Below are 16,268 nucleotides of genomic sequence, written 5' to 3'. Positions count from 1 at the left end.
ATCACCCACCTCGCCACCATCGGCTCGACCAACGACTGGCTCGCCGAGCGCCTGTCTGACCTGCCCGACGAAAGCTGGGTCCGCGCCGACACCCAGACCGGTGGCCGGGGCCGACGGGGCCGGGTGTGGACCTCCTGCCCCGGCAATGTCTTTGCCAGCGTGCTGGTCAAGCCGCAGCCGGGCGAGGGCCCCGCGCCGCAGTTGTCGTTCGTCGCCGCGCTGGCGCTGGCGCGCGCACTCGACCGCTGGGTCGCCCCCGACCGACTGACGTTGAAATGGCCCAACGACCTGCTCCTCGACGGGGTCAAGGTCTCGGGCATCCTGCTCGAGGGGCAAAGCGGGGCGACGATCATCGGCCTCGGCGTCAACCTTGCTGGGCACCCAGAGTCGAGCGAGCGTCCCGCGACCTCGCTCGCCGCCGCGGGGATCGCGCCGCCGTCACCGGCCGAGTTCGTGACCATCCTCGGCTCGACGTTCGCCAACGCCCGTGCCGACTGGCGCGAGGGTGGCTTCGCACCGATCCGAGCCGCCTGGCTGGAGCGCGCCTCGGGCCTCGGTGCACCGGTCGTCGCGCGCCTCGGCACCGAGACCCTGACCGGGGTGTTCGAGGGCCTCGCCGATGACGGGGCGCTACAACTCCGGCTGGACAGCGGTACCTTGCGTGCGGTTCATGCCGGCGAAGTCTTCGCGGGGGTCTGAAAATGCTGCTCGCCATCGACGTCGGCAACACCAACATCGTCTTTGCGCTGTGCGAAGGCGAGTACATCCGCCAGCGCTGGCGCATCTCGACCGACCACAACCGCACCGCCGACGAATACGCGGTCTGGCTGCACCAGCTGATGAGCCTCGAGGGCGTCGAGCACAGCCATATTTCCGCGGCGATCATCGCGACGGTGGTGCCGCCGACACTGTTCAACCTCCAGCACCTGTGCCGCAAATACTTCAAGATCGAGCCGTTGGTGGTCGCGGTCGGCGGCCTCGAGCTCGGCATGCGCATCGACCTGCCGAACCCGTCGGAGGCCGGTGCCGACCGCATCGTCAACGCCGTCGCCGCGCACGCCGCGCACCCCGGCGACCTGATCGTGGTCGACTTCGGCACCGCCACCACCTTCGACGTCGTCGGCGCCGACGGCAGCTACCGGGGTGGCGTCATCGCGCCGGGCATCAACCTCAGCATGGACGCGCTCTATGCCGCGGCGGCCAAATTGCCACGGATCGCGGTAGAGCCGCCGCCCGAGGGCAAGGGCGTCATCGGCAAGGGCACGATCCACGCGATGCAGTCAGGGGTGTTCTGGGGCTATGTCGGCCTGATTGAAGGTTTGGTCGCGCGCATTACATCGGAGATCGGGCGACCGGTCACGGTGATCGCTACCGGAGGCCTCGCGACGCTCTTCAATCGCCATACCAACGCCATAGACATGGTCGATGGCGACCTCACCATGTGCGGTTTGATCCGCATCCACGCGCTGAATCAAGCGCTCCACGCATCCAACGGCTCTGAACCAACCTGAAAAAGAGACTGAATGACACCTGGTAAAGAACTGATCTTCCTGCCGCTCGGCGGCTCCGGCGAGATCGGGATGAACGTCAACCTGTACGGCTGCAACGGCAAGTGGATCATGGTCGACCTCGGCATGACCTTCGCCGACCCGAGCTATCCCGGCGTCGATCTCATCCTCCCCGACCTCAGCTTCATCGAGGAGCGCCGCAAGGACCTGCTCGGCATCGTCCTGACCCACGGCCACGAGGACCATATCGGGGCGATCCCGTATCTCGCCGCCGACCTCGGCGTGCCGCTGTTCGCGACGCCGTTCACCGCCGGCCTGATCCGCAAGAAGCTGGAGGAGGAGGGCGGCGACGCCGCCAAGGTCAAGCTCAACATCGTCAAGCTCGGCGGCACCGTTAAGCTCGGCGACTTCAGCATCCGTTACGCCGCGCTGGCGCACTCGATCCCCGAGGGCAACGCGCTGGTTATCGACACGCCGTACGGACGGGTCTTTCACACCGGCGACTGGAAGCTCGACGACAAGCCCCAGATGGGCGTCCCGACCAGCGAGGCCGCGCTGCGCGCCATCGGTGACGAGGGCGTGCTGGCGATGGTCGGCGACTCCACCAACGTCTTCAACGCCGAGGCTTCGGGGTCGGAGGAGGGCGTGCGCATCGGCCTCACCGAGTTGATCAAGGCGCGGAAGACCGGCCGCGTGCTGGTCACGACCTTCGCCTCGAACGCGGCCCGCGTGCACACGCTGGGTGAAGTCGCCAAGCTGACCGGCCGGCACATCGTGCTCGTCGGTCGCTCGATGGACCGCATCACGCAGACTGCAAAGGCAGTGGGTTACCTCAAGGACTTCCCGCCGCTGATGAGCTTCGAGGATGCGGCGCGGGCCGATCCGTCGTCGTTGCTGATCGTCTGCACCGGCGCGCAGGGCGAGCCGAACGCCGCGCTCAGCCGAATTGCGGCGGGCAGCCACTCGCACCTCAAGCTCCAGCCCGGCGATCTCGTGGTCTATTCGTCGAAGCAGATCCCCGGCAACGAGCTCGCTATCGGTGCGGTGCAGAACGCACTCGCGGCGAAGGGCGTCGAGGTCATCACCGAGAAGCAGGCGCACGTCCACGTCTCGGGCCACCCCGGCCGTCCCGAACTCGAGAAGATGTACGACTGGATCCGTCCGACGATCTCGATCCCGGTCCACGGCGAGCGCCGCCACCTCGAGGAGCATGCCAAACTGGCGCTGTCGATCGGCGTGCCGCGCGCGATGGTACCCAGCAACGGCGGCGCGATCCGCCTCGCGCCCGACGGCCCCAAGCTGATTGGGCACGAGCGGGTCGGGCGACTGGTCCTCGACGGCGATGTCATCCTGCCGGCGGACGGTGCGACGATGGTCCAGCGCCGGCGCATGATGCACAGCGGCTACCTGTCGGCGACGCTCGTTCTCAACAAGGCCGGCAAGCTCGCGGCGGCACCGTCGATCGTCATGCAGGGCGTGCCGGTCGAGGAAGACCGCGACGACTTCATCGCCGAGTGCGTCGAAGCCGCGGGCAAGGCCGGGCAGGGCGACTCACGCAACGCCGAGAAATACGCCGAAGGGGTCCGCGTCGCGGTCCGCCGGGTGGCGCGCGAGTGGACCGGCAAGAAGCCGGTGACCGACGTCCAGGTCGTGCAGCTCTAGACCCGTGCACCTCGCCTCGGCCATCGCGATCTACCTGTTGTTCTGGGTGCTGACGCTGTTCGCGGTGCTACCGTGGGGCGTCCGCACCAGCGACGAGGCCGGTGAGGCACGCGGGCCGGGCGAGGCGGACTCGGCCCCGGCGAATCCGATGCTGTGGCGCAAGGCGGCGTGGACGACTGTGATCGCGAGCCTGTTGTTTGCGGCGTTCTACGCGAATTATGTCGCGGGTTGGATCGCGCTGGAAGACATTCCGGGTTGGGGGTGAGGGGGTTCGAGGTTGGTTACGCCTAACCAAGCTTGTCATTCCGGCGAATGCCGGAACCCAGCTGCCCCCAACGTTCCGAACTTCGAGCCCTTGACGCAGCTGGGTTCCGGCCTTCGCCGGAATGACAACGGGGGGCGTTCCTGCGCTTCGCTGGAATGACAGCGAGAGGTCGGTCCGCTTTTCCCGCCGAGCTGCTTACTCCCGCAGCCGCTCCGTCGCCTGCGCCAGCACGACGTACAGCTTCCCCAGATCGCTCGACAGCAAAGTCACCGCCAGCGCCTTGCCCTCGCGGTCCGGCATGACGCGCTTCAGCAGCGTCTCGAACTCGGTGATGAAGCGGATCGCCTGTTCGCGGAACGGCGCGTCGTAGCTGTAGTGACGCTCGATCTTGCGCGCTGTCTCGCGATCGAGCAGGCGCACCGCGCGGCGGGCGAAGACGCCGTGGTCGCCCTTCAGATAGTCGGTCCACGCCTGGTCTCCGACGTCGATCGCGAGCAGCTTGGTGACGTCGATCGCGGCGGAGTTCAGCGACTCGATCAGCCCCTCCGAACGCCGCGCTAGGTCTTCGCGGAGCATGACGTCGTAGCGGGTGTCGACCTCGTCGATGCGCGCCTCGACGTTGGCAACGGTCTGCGTCAGGCCGAGCAGGCGCTGGGTGACGCGCTCGGCCGCTGCTTGTGCGGCCGCTGCGGCGCGGTCCGAGGCCTCGGTGACGGCGTCGAGCTGCGCGCGGATCGGGGTGCCGAACGCGTTGCGCGCCATGGTGTCGCCGGTGCCCGCGAGCGCTACCTCGGCCTCGGCGACGACCGCCTCCAAGGTGGTCCGCATGGTGCCTGCCGTTGCGGCGGCGACCTCGCGGACCCGGCCGAGGACCTCGATCAACTGGTTCGAGGCGGTCAGCGCGGCAGTTCCGGTCGCAGTCTCGACCTCGTTGGCGCTGGCGCGCGCGTCGCTGAGCTGGGCGATGATCCGCCCGAGGGTGGTTTCGGTCGCGCCGACCGGGGCGGCGAGGGCGCCGACCTGCTCGTGCAGGGTGCCGAGTTGCTGTGCCAGGCCAGCGACGTTCTCGCCGGTCGTCGGCATCGTCGCGCCGATGTTGGCGACGACCGTGTTGGTGGCATGCTCGAGCCGGGCGACCGCAGCCTCGATCGCGCCGACCGCATCGTGGGTGGTGCCGAGCGGGTCGTTGAGCGTGTGGACGGTGTCGCGCACCGCCTGGATGCGCTGTCCGAGCGCGTCGAGGGTGGTGTTGCCGGTGGTCGCGGCATTGCCGAGCTTGGCTTCGAGGACGTTGAAGCTGCGCTCGACGGTGTCGACGAAGACCCGGCTGCGCGCGTCCTGCTCGGTCAGAGACTGGCCGAGGCTGTCGGCCGCCTCGAGTAGCCGGTCGAGGCGCTTCTGCATGACGCGCATCGCCTCGCCGCCGATGTGGTCCATCGCGACCTTGGCCTGGTCGACGCTGGCGAGGAGAGCGGCGGTCTGCGCCTCGACCCCGGCGCGGGTGGTGTCGAGCGCGGCGGTGGTCGCGCCGAGCGCGGCGTCGGCGAGGGCATGGAGCCTGTCGCCCTGGTTGCCGACCTTGGCGGCGGTCTCGGTCGACAGGATGGTCAGCGCAGTCAGGCGCTCGCGGGCGGCACCAACGGCGGCATCGTGGCGCGCAACGGCGTCGTCGGTGGCGGCCCACAACCCGCTCAGCATGGTCTCCAGCTCGCCCGACTGGCGGGCGTTCTCGCGGGCGCTGGTGTCGAGAAGTGCAGCGAGACGCTGGGCGCGCTCGTCGGCCTCGGGCAGCGTCGCAGTCAGGTTCGAGCCGGCAGCGCGGACCGTCTCGGCCCCAGTCACCAGGCGCGCGGCGGCGGCATCGAGCGCTCCCGCGGCATCGGTCAGCCCCCGGCCTTCGGCATTGGCGCGCTGGTTGAGCGTGGCGACGCGCGCATCGATGTGGTCGAGCATCACGTCGATCGCCTCGAGGTCGTGGGCGACGGCATGGGTGGCGACCGCAGCGTTGCGGTGGCGCGCGTCGATCGCCGCAAGACGTGCGGCGGTGTCGGGGCGCTGGCGGCGCAGCATCCCGAACGCCAGGATCGCGACGGCGAGCGGCGGCAGCATCTGGAGCACGAAGGAGCCGACCAGGATCGCGACTTCGGCGGGCGGGCTCTCGGCCAGCCGCGCGAAGTTCTGGCCGGCGATGACCGCGATCGCGGCGGCAACGCCGAGCCAGACGAGTGCGGCCGCGAGCAGCAGCGCCGCCGGCCAGCGCCGTGGCGGCACGTCGTCGATGTCCCGGTCACTCATTCTGGAATGGTCATTCTGCCCCTTCGAGCCCGCTGTTTGCGGGTTTGTCGAACGGGTGCAGGTCTAGCATCCCGGGGGCGCTCGCGACAATCCGGGCCTCGGCGCGCCGCAGCCCCACTCCACCGCAAACCGCGATGAGGTTGAGACCGATCAGCTCCCACCACCAGAACCACTCGGCGTGGCCAAGCAGGCAGGCGATCGGCAGCGCGAGGGTGCGGCCGTTCGCCGACAGCGGCATCAGCACACGCACCCACGGCGCGGTCGCGGCGAGGACGGCAGGCAAACGCTCGGGCTGGGCGCGGAGGAGGCGGTCGACCGGACGCTCGCCGCTGCCGACCAGTTGTTCGAGGGCATTGTGGCCGTGCTCGAGGAAGTGGCCGGTGACCGGGCGTGGCTCGGCCTCGAAACGGCCCCGGAAACGTCGCAGCCAGCCTTCGCGAACGCCTTCATAGTACGCCGCCTGAAAGCCGTGAGCGGCCCCGGCGGTCAGGCACAGTGTTAGCTTGTCGCCCCAGTCCGGGAAGCTCGTCGCGACCGGGATAAGCACTGCGAAGAACGCCAGGTAGTCGCAGACGCCGTCGACCAGCCGCCCGGTCGCCGAAGCCTTGCCGGTGGCGCGCGCGAGCTGCCCGTCGAGGCCGTCGCAGACGTGCCAGCAGACCATGAACGCGAACCCGATCGCGACCATCCACGGCGAGCGCCAATAGTGATACGCCGTCCCCGAGCAGCCCGCGAAAGCGAGGCCGAGCAGCGAGACAGCGTTGGGATGGATGCCGCTGCGGACCGCGAACGGCAGCACTGCCGCGCTCAGCCGGTGGATGACGAAGCGGTTGGTCGGATCTTCGATCGCGGTAGGACGGCTGGCGGCTGGCACCGGTCAACGACTAGGGTTCGCGCGCCGACGTGGCAAGCCGCGCGGCCTCGGCACAAATGAACATTCACAAGCTGTTCACCGCCCGCTACCTATCCCGAACGATGATGGTGTCGAAGCCGCTCCCCCTGTTTGTCGCGCTGGCGCTGGCGGCCGGAACGCTGGGCATGGCGGCGGGGCTGGCGTCCGCGCAGCAGAAGTCGTGGACGCCCTATACCGGTGTTTCGGAAGGGGCGATGCTGCCGTACCCGAAACTCAAGGCGATCGCCGACCGCGCCGCCGGCGGTGGCCGGCTGATCGGCAGCGACTTCGACAAGGAAAGCTGGACGTATCAGATGCGATATGTCCGCGGAACGGAGATCGTCGACATCGTCGTCGACGCAAGAACGGGCCGGATACTTGGCCGCCGGGAGAGCATGTAGTGCGCGTACTCGTTGTCGAAGATGAACCCAATTTGCTGCGTCAGCTGAAGACCGCGCTCGAAGGCGCCGGCTATGCGATCGATACGGCCGCCGATGGCGAGGACGCGCATTATCTGGGTGCTACCGAAAATTATGATGCGGTGGTGCTCGACCTCGGGCTGCCCGAGGTCGATGGGCTGACCGTGCTCGACCGCTGGCGCAAGGAAGGCCGGACGGCGCCGGTGCTGGTGCTGACGGCGCGCGACAGCTGGTCGGACAAGGTCGCCGGCCTCGATGCCGGTGCCGACGACTATCTGGCCAAGCCCTTCCAGACCGAGGAACTGATCGCTCGGCTGCGCGCCCTGATCCGGCGGTCGACCGGCAACGCGTCGTCCGAACTGATGGCGGGTGCGGTACGCCTCGACACCCGTTCGGGCCGCGTCACGCTCGGTGGCGAGCCGGTCAAGCTGACCGCGCAGGAGTTCAAGCTGCTCAGCTATCTGATGCATCACAAGGGCAAGGTGGTTAGCCGCACCGAGCTTATCGAGCACATCTACGACCAGGATTTCGACCGCGATTCGAACACCATCGAGGTGTTCATCACGCGCATCCGCAAGAAGCTCGGGTCCGACCTGATCAGCACGACCCGCGGCCTTGGCTACAGCCTCGACGCCGCCTGAGGTCGCGGCGACCGGGAGCGTAGTGGCACCGGCGACCGTGGGCTCAGTGTCGCTGGCGGGAGTTCCGACGGCGGGGCCTGCCGCCGCCGCGAGTCCGGAGCCGATCGCGCGTGCCCGCTCGCTGACCCAGCGCATGATCCTGCTGGCGGCGGCGTGGATCATCCCGCTGCTGCTGATCGGCGGCTTCGCGCTCGACCGCGTCCTGACCGACGCGATCACCCGCAACTTCGATGGGCAGCTCGACTTCGCGTTGGATGCGATGATCGCCGCCGCCGACATCGGGCCGGCGGGTGAGGTGCGCTTCACCCGGCCGCTCGGCGACCAGCGATTCTCGGAGCCATATTCGGGGCTGTACTGGCAGGTCTCCATGGGCGGGCAGGACCCATTCGTATCACGTTCCCTGTGGGACCGGACGCTGACGCCCGACCTCAAGAGCGATTGCCGCATCGTCTGCCGGACCTATGACACCCACTTTAAGAACGAGCCGCTGCGTATGGTCCAGCGCACGCAGGCGCTGATGGGCGCGCCGACGCGCTTCAACTTCATGGTCGCCCAGTCGACCGCCGACCTCGATGCGCAAACGGCGACGCTGCGCTCGGTGCTGCTGTGGTCGCTCGGCGGCCTCGGCGTCGGGCTGCTGGCGCTGGCGGCGCTGCAGTCGATCTATGGCCTGTGGCCGCTGCGCCGCGTCAGCATGTCGATCGCTGCGATCCGCTCGGGCACCGCCACCCGCGTACCCGAGGACTTCCCTCGCGAGATCGCGCCGTTCGTTGCCGAGCTGAACGAGTTGCTCGACCACAATGCCGAGCAGGCCGAGGCTGCGCGCCGCCACGCCGGCAACCTTGCCCACGCCTTGAAGACCCCGATGAGCGTACTGCTCGGCGAGGCGCAGGCGGGGGCCTCCGACCTCGCCGCGACGGTCGCGACCCAGACGGCAATCATGCGGCGGCATGTCGACCACCACCTTGCCCGCGCCCGCGCCACCGGACGTCGCGCGGCCTCGGCCTCGCGCGCCGATATCTGGCCGTCATTGGAAGCGCTGGCCCGCACCATCGCGCGCATCCACGCCGATCGCGGCGTCGTCATCGACATCGATGGCGACAAGACCCTGGCCTTCCGTGGAGAGCGCCAGGACCTCGAGGAAATGGTCGGCAATCTGCTCGATAACGCCGCGCTGTACGGCGGCGGCCGTGTGTTCGTCACGGTCTCGGCGAGCGGTCCGAACGCCTCGATCGTGGTCGAGGACGACGGCACCGGCATCCCTCCCGCCGAGCGCGAGCGCCTGTTCGAACGCGGCGCCCGTCTCGACACCGCCCAGCCGGGAACCGGCCTCGGACTGGCGATCGTGCGCGACGTGGCTGAGATCTACGGCGGGTCGGTCGTGCTGGGCGAGAGCGAGGATCTCGGCGGGCTGGCGGTGACGCTGGTGCTGCCGACCGCCGCCTAGTTCGACGCGAGCTCGCGCAGCTGCGACAGGACGGTCGCATCGGCAACGGTGAACTTCGGGTCGGTCTTCGACTGGACGACCAACGCGTCGATGAGCGCCTGGATGTTTGCCCGCACCGCGCCCTCATTCGCCAGTGACAGCCGCTTCATGCCGACGAAGGCGTCGCTGAACGCGGCAGTGTACGGCGTTTCGATCAGCCGGTCGAACACCGGCGCGCCACCGGCAGACGGGGTCAGCGTGTAGTGGACGCGCGCTGTCACGGTCATGCTGATGCCGGCCATAGGCTGCTTCAGCTGTACCAGTTCCGCGGTCAGCTGGTACTGCGCGTTGCCGGTACCGAGCATCAGGTGGACCGCCAGTGACTGCCGTAGCGCCTCGCCGAACGCTTCGCCCGACAGGCCCTGATCCCATTTCTTGCTGGTGCCGCCGCCGGTAACGTCCTTCAGGAATACCGAACGGTGGAGCGGCGACGTCGGAGCGATGATGTTGGCCTGTGAAACCGGCACGATCATCGCTCCCGGCGACGCCGCGCATGCACCCAGCAAGGCGCACGCCAGAACCACGATAAACCGCATCTGATTTCCCCCGAAACTCAGGCCCAGTTGGCGTGCGAAATTCCGGCGGTCAAGCCGCTTGCGAAACATTCACGAAGTTGGCACAGCCGCCGGACGGGGCTCGGGGGAAGTTATGCGCAACTGGATTGCAATCGGGTGCTGTGTCGCGCTCGCCGGCTGCGGCGGACGCGTCGCCAAGCCGGTCATGCTGAGCAATAATTTCGATGCCCAGCTTACTTGCGAGCACCTCGCCGCCGAGCGCGCCGCCAACCGCCGCCGCGTCGCCGACCTGACCAACGAGAAAAGCCAGAAGCCGGGCTACAACATTGGCATCCTGCTGGTCTCGCCGCTGTTTCTCGACTTTTCGAACAGTGTAAAGACCGAGGTCACGGCAATCGCAGCGCGCGACCAGCGGCTCGGTGAACTCGAGAAGGCGCGGAGTTGCGGGACGTGAGCGGCTGCTAGCCCTGCTGCGCCGCGTGGTGCCGGATCACCTCGTCGATGATGAACCGCAGGAACTTCTCGCTGAACTCCGGGTCGAGCTTGGCCGTCACCGCCAGTGCCCGCAGCCGCGTGATCTGCTCAGCCTCGCGGCTCGGGTCGGCGGGCGGCAGGCCGGCGGTGGCCTTGTAGGCACCGACCTGCTGGGTCACCTTGAAGCGCTCGGCGAGCAGGAAAACCAGCGCCGCGTCGATATTGTCGATGCTGTCGCGGAAGCCGCCCAACGTCTTGTCATTCATGGTTCTCGCTCCCCGCAGTGACACTCTCGCGACGCCGTGCCGCAAGCGCAAGGCTTGCGCTACCGGGTTCGCTGGTTAAGACGCGATGGCGATGAGCGCCACCGTCCATCCCCTGCGACCCAAGAATGCCAGCGCACCCTCGCTGACGCCGCTACTGGCGCTGTGCGCGCCGGGGCTGAACGCGGTCAACCAGGTCATTCTCGACCGCATGCAAAGCCGCGTCGCGCTTATCCCGGAACTCGCGGGCCATCTGATCGCCGGCGGCGGCAAGCGGCTGCGGCCGATGCTGACGTTGGCCTGCGCGCAGTTGTTCGATTACGCCGGGACCCGGCACCACCGGCTCGCCGCGTGCGTCGAGTTCATCCACACCGCGACTCTCCTCCACGACGATGTCGTCGACGTCTCCGACCTGCGCCGCGGCCGCGCTACCGCCAACGTCATCTGGGGCAACCCGGCCAGCGTGCTTGTCGGCGACTTCCTGTTCAGCCGCTCCTTCGAGCTAATGGTCGAGGACGGATCCTTGCGCGTCCTGCGCATTCTCAGCGGCGCGTCCGCCGTCATCGCCGAGGGCGAAGTCGCGCAATTGACCGCCCAGCGCGACGTCGAGACCACCGAGGAGCGCTACCTCGAGATCATCACCGCCAAGACCGCGGTGCTGTTCGCCGCCGCCTGCCAGATCGCCGCCGTCGTCGCCGAGCGCGGTCCGCAGGTCGAGGCCAGCCTCGAGGCGTTCGGGCGCAACCTCGGCATCGCCTTCCAGCTCGTCGACGACGCGATCGACTATGTTTCCGACGCCGGTACGATGGGCAAGGCTGCCGGCGACGACTTCCGCGACGGCAAGGTGACCCTGCCGGTGATCCTCGCGCACGCCCGCGGCAGCGCCGCCGAGCGACAGTTCTGGCGCGACGCGATGCTTGGGCGCGCCGCCGGGGATGCGGAGCTGGTGCAGGCAACGGCCCTGCTGCGTTCTTCCGGCGCGATCGACGATACCCTCGACCGGGCGCGGCTGTACGGCGCCCGCGCCATCGACGCGCTGGCGGCGTTCCCGCACGGTGCGCCGCGCGACGCCCTCGTCGAGACCATCGAGTTCGCTATCGCGCGGGCGTTCTAGTTCGGCTAGGCACTGCACCATGAAGGCCCGCATCTTCCAACGCCCGAAAAGCTCGATGCAGTCGGGCAAGGCCCGCACCGGCCAGTGGGTGCTCGTCACCGAACCCGCGGAGCCGCAGCACCACGACCCGCTGACGGGCTGGATCGGCTCGGGCGACACGCGCCAGCAGGTCGAGCTCAAGTTCGCCAGTCGCGAGGCGGCGGTCGCCTATGCGGAGGCGCAGGGCATGACATATGACCTCGTGCCGCTACCGCCGAAGGTGCTGAAGCTGCAGGCTTATGCCGACAACTTCAGATAGGCGGGGGCATCGTTCACGCGCCCGTAGCTCAGCTGGATAGAGCACGGAACTTCTAATTCTGAGGTCGCTGGTTCGAGTCCAGCCGGGCGCGCCAAATTCCAACGGGCCCGCATCCTTACCGGACCCAGAACGTTCGTCAGTCGTCAACAACGGAAGGATACGACATGTCCGATAGCAGCCACATCCGCGAGCACATGGAAGTCATCGGCGCCGACGGCGGCCACATCGGCACCGTCGATCATGTCGATGGCGACCACATAAAGCTGACCAAGACCGACCGCGGTTCGGGCGGCCACCATCACCTGATCCCGCTCGGCATGGTCGCCGACGTCGAGGGTGAGCAGGTCCGCATGTCGTTCAACAGCGACCTGCTCTCGCAGTTCGAAACCCCAGCCCAGTAACCCGCGACGCGCGCCGGACGGGTCCCTTGCGGATTCTCCCGGCGCGCGCCGTTCCGGTCTCGTGGTGCGCGCCTACCTCTACGACGCGGAAGGGCGCGACCGGGAGGTCGACGCCGACGCCGCCACCGTCGCCGATACCGGTGACCACCAGCTCCTGTGGTTCGACCTCAAGCGCGACGACAGCGCCGGGCTCAGGGCGGTCTCCGATTTGTTGAGCCTCGCCCCGGAGGTTCGCGCCGCGCTTGCTGCGCCCGGCGACACCTTCCGGCTCTCGAACTACGAGGGCCACTTCGATTTCAGTGTCCCGGCACCCCCGGTCGACGACAGGCGCAGCGACGGCCGTCTCGATTTCGTCGTCGCGGAAACCTGGCTCGTCACCGTCCGCGACCACGAAATCCAGTTCCTCGTCGATTTCCGCGACCAGGACCGCGGTGAGAGCCTGAAGGGTGCGCTGACTCCGGCCGTGCTCGCCGCATCGCTGCTCGATTGGCACCTCGAGAGCTATTACGACGCGATCACCGAGGTCGGAAAGGCGCTCGACGAGCTCGACGGCAAGGTGCTCGCGTCGAAGACCAGCGCCAGCATCCTCGAGAGCCTCGCGGCGATGCGCCACCGCGTGGCGTTGCTCCGGGTCGCGGTCGCCGACCAGCGTCCGCTGTTCCACGGCCTCGTCCGCCCCGACTTCGCGCCGATCGCCAATGATGCCGAAGCGCTCGGCAGCTACCAGGCGCTGGCGGCGCGCTATGACCGCGTCGTCGATTCGGTGGACCGGGCGCGTGATGCCGTGGTCGGCAGCTTCGACCTGTTCGCCAGCAAGACCGGGCAGGAGACCAACGACCTCGTCAAGGTGCTGACGTTCCTGACCGTCATCATCGGTATCGCTTCGGCGATCGCCGGGCTCTTCGGCATGAACTTCGACGTGCCGTTCGAGAAGACCGGGGCGGCGGGCTTTTATTCGGTGGTGATCGCGCTCGCCCTGCTGGTCATTCTTGCTGCCGTCGTCGCCCGTCGCCGTCGCTGGATCTAACCGAGCCGCTTGCCCGCCGCGCCCGCCAGTTCCTCGATAAACTGCCACGCGACACGCCCCGACCGATGGCCGCGCTGCACCGCCCACGCCAATGCGGCGTGGGGGTCGGCAGCCAGTCCGTGCGCCACTGCATAGCCCGCGACGATCGCCAGATATTGCGCCTGGTCGGCATTGTGGAAGCCGAGGCTGAGCCCGAAGCGGTCGGCCAGCGCCAGCCGGTCGTCGAGCACGTCGCGCGGGTTGACCGCGTCGGCGTCCGAATGCGCCCGCGGGACGAGATGCCGGCGGTTCGAGGTCACCACCAGCCGGACATTGTCGGGCCGGGCCGCGATGCCGCCGTCGAGCACCGAACGCAGCGCCTTGTACTGGTTCTCGTCCGCCTCGAACGACAGGTCGTCGGCGAAAATCAGGGCGCGGCGCGGCGTTTTCGAGAGCGCATCGAACAGCGCGGGCAGGGTGGCGAGATCGTCGCGCGCAACCTGGATCAGCGAGAGGTCGTGGCCCTCGGTGCGGAGCGCCGCCGCCACCGCCTTGACCAGCGACGACTTGCCCATGCCGCGCGAGCCCCACAGCAAGACGTCGTGCGCCGGCAGCCCGAGCGCATGCCGGCGGCTGTTCTCGTGCAGGGCATCGCGCTGCGCATCGACGCCGACGAAGCGTTCGAGCGGCTGGGCGGGGGCGGCAACGACGGTGCGGAGGCCGGTCGCAGTCCAGACGAACGCGTCGCCGCTCGTGAGGTCGGCGGCGGGCGGCGGCGGCGGAGCGAGGCGGTCGAGCGCGTCGGCGATGCGGGCGAGAAGGGTTTCGTTGCTGTCCATTGCGGCTGCATGCCTCGGCCTGTCCGGATTGTCATCCCGGCGAACGCCGGGACCCAGCCTAGCCAAGGGCGGTGCGCGAAGGGTAGCTGGCTCCCGGCGTTCGCCGGGATGACAATGTCGCTCGTCGGTGACGGTAGCTCGTCATTCACGCGATATTGCCTAAATCCCCCCCGCGGACTAAGACCCCCGCCAATCCACGCACACGAAAGCACTCCATGTTTGCATCACCGGCCTATGCGCAGAGCGCGGGGGCCATGCCGGGCGGTCTTGCCGCTTTCGCGCAGTTCGTTCCGCTCGTTGCGATCTTCGTCATCTTCTACTTCCTGATGATCCGTCCGCAGCAGCGTCGGACGAAGGACCACCGCGCCATGCTCGACGCGGTCAAGCAGGGTGACGAGGTCGTCACCGGCGGCGGCCTGATCGGGCGCGTGACCCGCATCAAGGACGACGAGCTTGAGGTCGAGGTCGCGCCGACAGTCAAGCTGCGCGTCGTCAAGGGCACGCTCAGCGAGGTCCGCACCAAGAAGCTGCCCGCAGCGGCGAACGACGGGAAACGTTGATGCTCGACATACTGTCGAGGAGGCGCTGATGCTCGACTTTCCGCCGTGGAAGGTCTGGACGATCGCGCTGGTGTCGCTGCTCGGGGTGCTGTTCGCAGTCCCGAACTTCTTCTCCGAGGATGCGGTCAAGTCGTGGCCGACCTCGCTGCCGCATAGCAAGCTGGCGCTCGGGCTCGACCTGCGCGGCGGCTCGCACCTGATGCTCGAAGCGGCGACCGACGAGGTTCGCAAGACTAAGCTCGAGGCGCTGGAGGACAGTGTCCGGGGCGAACTCCGCGATGCCAACGGTGGCTCGGTGCCGTTCGCCGACCTGTCGACCAACGGTGGGCAACTGAGCGTCACGATCACCGACCCGACCGCGCTCGACCGCGGCGTGGAGGCGCTGCGCAAGCTGTCGCAGCCGCTCGGCGGCCTCACCGGCCAGCGCGATTTCGAGGTGAGCGTCGTCGACGGTAACCGCATCGTCATCACCGAGAGCGACGCCGGCGTCGCCAAGGCGGTCAACGACGCGATGGCGCAGGCCGTCGAGGTCATCCGCAAGCGGATCGACGAACTCGGCACCCGCGAGCCGACGATCGTTCGCCAGGGTGACAACCGCATCGTCGTCCAGGTCCCGGGCCTGCAGGATCCGTCGAAGCTCAAGGCGCTGATCGGCAAGACCGCCAAGCTCGAGTTCAAGCTCGTCGACACCGCCGCCGACCCGGCGCAGGCGGCGCAGGGACATGCGCCCCCGGGCAGCCAGGTGCTCGGTTTCGCCGACCAGCCCGGCGTCATCGTCGTCAAGCGGCGCGCACTGATTACCGGCGACCAGCTCACCGACGCACATCTGTCGAACGACCAGAACGGCCGTCCCGCGACGAGCTTTGCCTTCGACAGCGAGGGCAGCCGCAAGTTCGCCAAGGCGACGCAGGCCAACGTCGGCAAGCCGTTCGCGATCATCCTCGACAACAAGGTGATCTCGGCCCCGAACATCAACGAACCGATCCTCGGTGGCTCGGGCATCATCTCGGGCTCGTTCACCACCGAGAGTGCCAACAACCTTGCGATCTTGCTGCGCTCGGGCAAGCTGCCGGTCGAGCTCAAGGTCATCGAGGAGCGCACCGTCGGTCCCGATCTCGGCGCCGACTCGATCCGCGCCGGCACGCTGGCTGGCATCGTCGCGGTGGTCGCGGTGTCGCTGCTGATGATCGTCACTTACGGGCGCTTCGGGGTCTATGCGGTGATGGCGCTGATCCTCAACGTCTTCATGATCCTGGGCGTGATGTCGGTCGGCGGCTTTACCCTGACCCTGCCCGGTATCGCGGGCCTCGTGCTGACCATCGGCGCGGCGGTCGACGCCAACGTCCTGATCAACGAGCGCATCCGCGAGGAGCAGCGCAAGGGGCGCGGCGTGATCCAGTCGGTCGAGGTCGGCTACCGCGACGCGACCCGGACGATCTGGGACGCGAACAGCCTCAACATCATCGTCGCGATCATCATGTTCTTCTTCGGCTCCGGGCCGATCAAGGGCTTCGCGGTGGTGCTGTCGATCGGCATCGCGACGAGCGTGTTCACCGCGGTCACCGTGACCCGCCTGATGGTCGCGACGTGGCTGCGCTCGCGCCGGCCTTCCGTGCTGGCGATATGAGGA

Annotated in this window: 19 protein-coding genes and 1 tRNA gene; 15 read left to right on the top strand and 5 right to left on the bottom strand. The window is 68.2% G+C overall.

The genetic code is table 11. The annotated features are described in order from the left end of the window. The 4 genes from KX816_11060 to KX816_11045 are packed head-to-tail and all read left to right on the top strand — an operon-like array spanning position 1 to position 3,435. Positions 1-699 carry a biotin--[acetyl-CoA-carboxylase] ligase gene (locus tag KX816_11060; GenBank protein ID QXQ08523.1) on the top strand — a complete coding sequence of 233 codons (699 nt, stop codon included), beginning with the start codon at positions 1-3 and terminating at the stop codon, positions 697-699. Positions 700-701: 2 nt separating this feature from the next. Next, entirely contained in the window at positions 702-1,511 is an 810-nt protein-coding gene (locus tag KX816_11055) for a type III pantothenate kinase (GenBank protein QXQ04841.1), read from the top strand. 12 nt (positions 1,512-1,523) lie between these two features. Then, positions 1,524-3,170 (top strand): ribonuclease J, encoded by a 1,647-nt coding sequence (locus KX816_11050; protein ID QXQ04840.1) that lies wholly within the window; start codon positions 1,524-1,526, stop codon positions 3,168-3,170. Positions 3,171-3,174: 4 nt separating this feature from the next. Continuing rightward, entirely contained in the window at positions 3,175-3,435 is a 261-nt protein-coding gene (locus KX816_11045) for a DUF1467 family protein (GenBank protein QXQ04839.1), read from the top strand. A gap of 195 nt (positions 3,436-3,630) precedes the next feature. Here the strand turns inward: KX816_11045 and KX816_11040 are convergent, their stop codons facing one another. Further along, entirely contained in the window at positions 3,631-5,730 is a 2,100-nt protein-coding gene (locus KX816_11040) for a hypothetical protein (GenBank protein QXQ04838.1), read from the bottom strand. Positions 5,731-5,740: 10 nt separating this feature from the next. Continuing rightward, entirely contained in the window at positions 5,741-6,604 is an 864-nt protein-coding gene (locus KX816_11035; protein QXQ04837.1) for a CDP-alcohol phosphatidyltransferase family protein, read from the bottom strand. Positions 6,605-6,660: 56 nt separating this feature from the next. Here KX816_11035 and KX816_11030 point away from each other — a divergent pair, with 56 nt between their 5' ends. From KX816_11030 to KX816_11020, 3 genes are all read left to right on the top strand, one after another. After that, positions 6,661-7,023, top strand: coding sequence for a PepSY domain-containing protein (locus KX816_11030; protein ID QXQ04836.1), 363 nt, complete (start codon positions 6,661-6,663; stop codon positions 7,021-7,023). Then, positions 7,023-7,682, top strand: coding sequence for a response regulator transcription factor (locus tag KX816_11025; protein ID QXQ04835.1), 660 nt, complete (start codon positions 7,023-7,025; stop codon positions 7,680-7,682). The genes KX816_11030 and KX816_11025 overlap by 1 nt, the downstream gene beginning before the upstream one ends. Positions 7,683-7,815: 133 nt before the next feature. Continuing rightward, a complete protein-coding gene (locus KX816_11020; GenBank protein QXQ08522.1) occupies positions 7,816-9,129 on the top strand; it encodes a sensor histidine kinase in 1,314 nt (437 codons plus the stop codon). Here the strand turns inward: KX816_11020 and KX816_11015 are convergent. After that, positions 9,126-9,704 carry a hypothetical protein gene (locus tag KX816_11015; GenBank protein QXQ04834.1) on the bottom strand — a complete coding sequence of 193 codons (579 nt, stop codon included), beginning with the start codon at positions 9,702-9,704 and terminating at the stop codon, positions 9,126-9,128. The genes KX816_11020 and KX816_11015 overlap by 4 nt on opposite strands. Before the next feature lie 112 nt (positions 9,705-9,816). On the opposite strand from KX816_11015, the gene KX816_11010 reads away from it, so the two are divergent. Then, the gene (locus KX816_11010; protein ID QXQ04833.1) at positions 9,817-10,137 is read left to right on the top strand and encodes a hypothetical protein; all 321 of its coding nucleotides are present in this window, start codon (positions 9,817-9,819) and stop codon (positions 10,135-10,137) included. Positions 10,138-10,144: 7 nt separating this feature from the next. On the opposite strand, the gene KX816_11005 is transcribed toward KX816_11010, so the two are convergent. Beyond that, positions 10,145-10,423, bottom strand: coding sequence for a chorismate mutase (locus KX816_11005; GenBank protein ID QXQ04832.1), 279 nt, complete (start codon positions 10,421-10,423; stop codon positions 10,145-10,147). A 91-nt stretch (positions 10,424-10,514) separates the two neighbouring features. On the opposite strand from KX816_11005, the gene KX816_11000 reads away from it, so the two are divergent. The 5 genes from KX816_11000 to KX816_10980 all read left to right on the top strand — a co-directional run bounded on the left by KX816_11000 (position 10,515) and on the right by KX816_10980 (position 13,260). Further along, positions 10,515-11,534, top strand: a complete 1,020-nt coding sequence (locus tag KX816_11000; GenBank protein QXQ08521.1) for a polyprenyl synthetase family protein — start codon at positions 10,515-10,517, stop codon at positions 11,532-11,534. Positions 11,535-11,553: 19 nt separating this feature from the next. Beyond that, a complete protein-coding gene (locus KX816_10995) occupies positions 11,554-11,832 on the top strand; it encodes an ETC complex I subunit (protein QXQ04831.1) in 279 nt (92 codons plus the stop codon). Between the two features lie 17 nt (positions 11,833-11,849). Next, positions 11,850-11,926 (top strand) — tRNA-Arg (locus KX816_10990). Between the two features lie 70 nt (positions 11,927-11,996). Then, complete coding sequence (locus KX816_10985; GenBank protein QXQ04830.1) at positions 11,997-12,233, top strand: DUF2171 domain-containing protein; 237 nt, start codon at positions 11,997-11,999, stop codon at positions 12,231-12,233. 64 nt (positions 12,234-12,297) lie between these two features. After that, on the top strand, positions 12,298-13,260 hold the full coding sequence (locus KX816_10980; protein ID QXQ04829.1) for a CorA family divalent cation transporter: 963 nt from the start codon (positions 12,298-12,300) through the stop codon (positions 13,258-13,260). Here KX816_10980 and KX816_10975 read toward each other — a convergent pair. Continuing rightward, positions 13,257-14,078 (bottom strand): ATP-binding protein, encoded by an 822-nt coding sequence (locus KX816_10975; protein QXQ04828.1) that lies wholly within the window; start codon positions 14,076-14,078, stop codon positions 13,257-13,259. The genes KX816_10980 and KX816_10975 overlap by 4 nt on opposite strands. Before the next feature lie 215 nt (positions 14,079-14,293). Here KX816_10975 and yajC point away from each other — a divergent pair, with 215 nt between their 5' ends. Both yajC and secD read left to right on the top strand, forming a co-directional pair. Further along, complete coding sequence (gene yajC, locus KX816_10970; protein QXQ04827.1) at positions 14,294-14,638, top strand: preprotein translocase subunit YajC; 345 nt, start codon at positions 14,294-14,296, stop codon at positions 14,636-14,638. Between the two features lie 28 nt (positions 14,639-14,666). Then, positions 14,667-16,265: a protein translocase subunit SecD gene (gene secD, locus KX816_10965; protein ID QXQ04826.1), complete on the top strand. Its 1,599-nt coding sequence runs from the start codon at positions 14,667-14,669 to the stop codon at positions 16,263-16,265. Positions 16,266-16,268: the final 3 nt, after the last annotated feature.

The sequence above is a fragment of the Sphingosinicellaceae bacterium genome, assembly GCA_019285715.1.
Classification (GTDB): Bacteria; Pseudomonadota; Alphaproteobacteria; order Sphingomonadales; family Sphingomonadaceae; genus Glacieibacterium.
Note: the sequence above shows the minus strand (reverse complement) of the source record. Positions and strands in the feature narration are given on the sequence as shown.

Bases quoted from the DNA above. Each gene is read 5' to 3' on its own strand.
- KX816_11015 (QXQ04834.1), bottom strand. From the start codon at position 9,704: ATGCGGTTTATCGTGGTTCTGGCGTGCGCCTTGCTGGGTGCATGCGCG.
- KX816_10975 (QXQ04828.1), bottom strand. From the start codon at position 14,078: ATGGACAGCAACGAAACCCTTCTCGCCCGCATCGCCGACGCGCTCGAC.
- KX816_10985 (QXQ04830.1), top strand. From the start codon at position 11,997: ATGTCCGATAGCAGCCACATCCGCGAGCACATGGAAGTCATCGGCGCC.
- yajC (QXQ04827.1), top strand. From the start codon at position 14,294: ATGTTTGCATCACCGGCCTATGCGCAGAGCGCGGGGGCCATGCCGGGC.
- KX816_11005 (QXQ04832.1), bottom strand. From the start codon at position 10,423: ATGAATGACAAGACGTTGGGCGGCTTCCGCGACAGCATCGACAATATC.
- KX816_11055 (QXQ04841.1), top strand. From the start codon at position 702: ATGCTGCTCGCCATCGACGTCGGCAACACCAACATCGTCTTTGCGCTG.
- KX816_11030 (QXQ04836.1), top strand. From the start codon at position 6,661: ATGAACATTCACAAGCTGTTCACCGCCCGCTACCTATCCCGAACGATG.
- KX816_11050 (QXQ04840.1), top strand. From the start codon at position 1,524: ATGACACCTGGTAAAGAACTGATCTTCCTGCCGCTCGGCGGCTCCGGC.
- secD (QXQ04826.1), top strand. From the start codon at position 14,667: ATGCTCGACTTTCCGCCGTGGAAGGTCTGGACGATCGCGCTGGTGTCG.
- KX816_11010 (QXQ04833.1), top strand. From the start codon at position 9,817: ATGCGCAACTGGATTGCAATCGGGTGCTGTGTCGCGCTCGCCGGCTGC.
- KX816_11020 (QXQ08522.1), top strand. From the start codon at position 7,816: ATGATCCTGCTGGCGGCGGCGTGGATCATCCCGCTGCTGCTGATCGGC.
- KX816_11040 (QXQ04838.1), bottom strand. From the start codon at position 5,730: ATGAGTGACCGGGACATCGACGACGTGCCGCCACGGCGCTGGCCGGCG.
- KX816_10995 (QXQ04831.1), top strand. From the start codon at position 11,554: ATGAAGGCCCGCATCTTCCAACGCCCGAAAAGCTCGATGCAGTCGGGC.
- KX816_11000 (QXQ08521.1), top strand. From the start codon at position 10,515: ATGAGCGCCACCGTCCATCCCCTGCGACCCAAGAATGCCAGCGCACCC.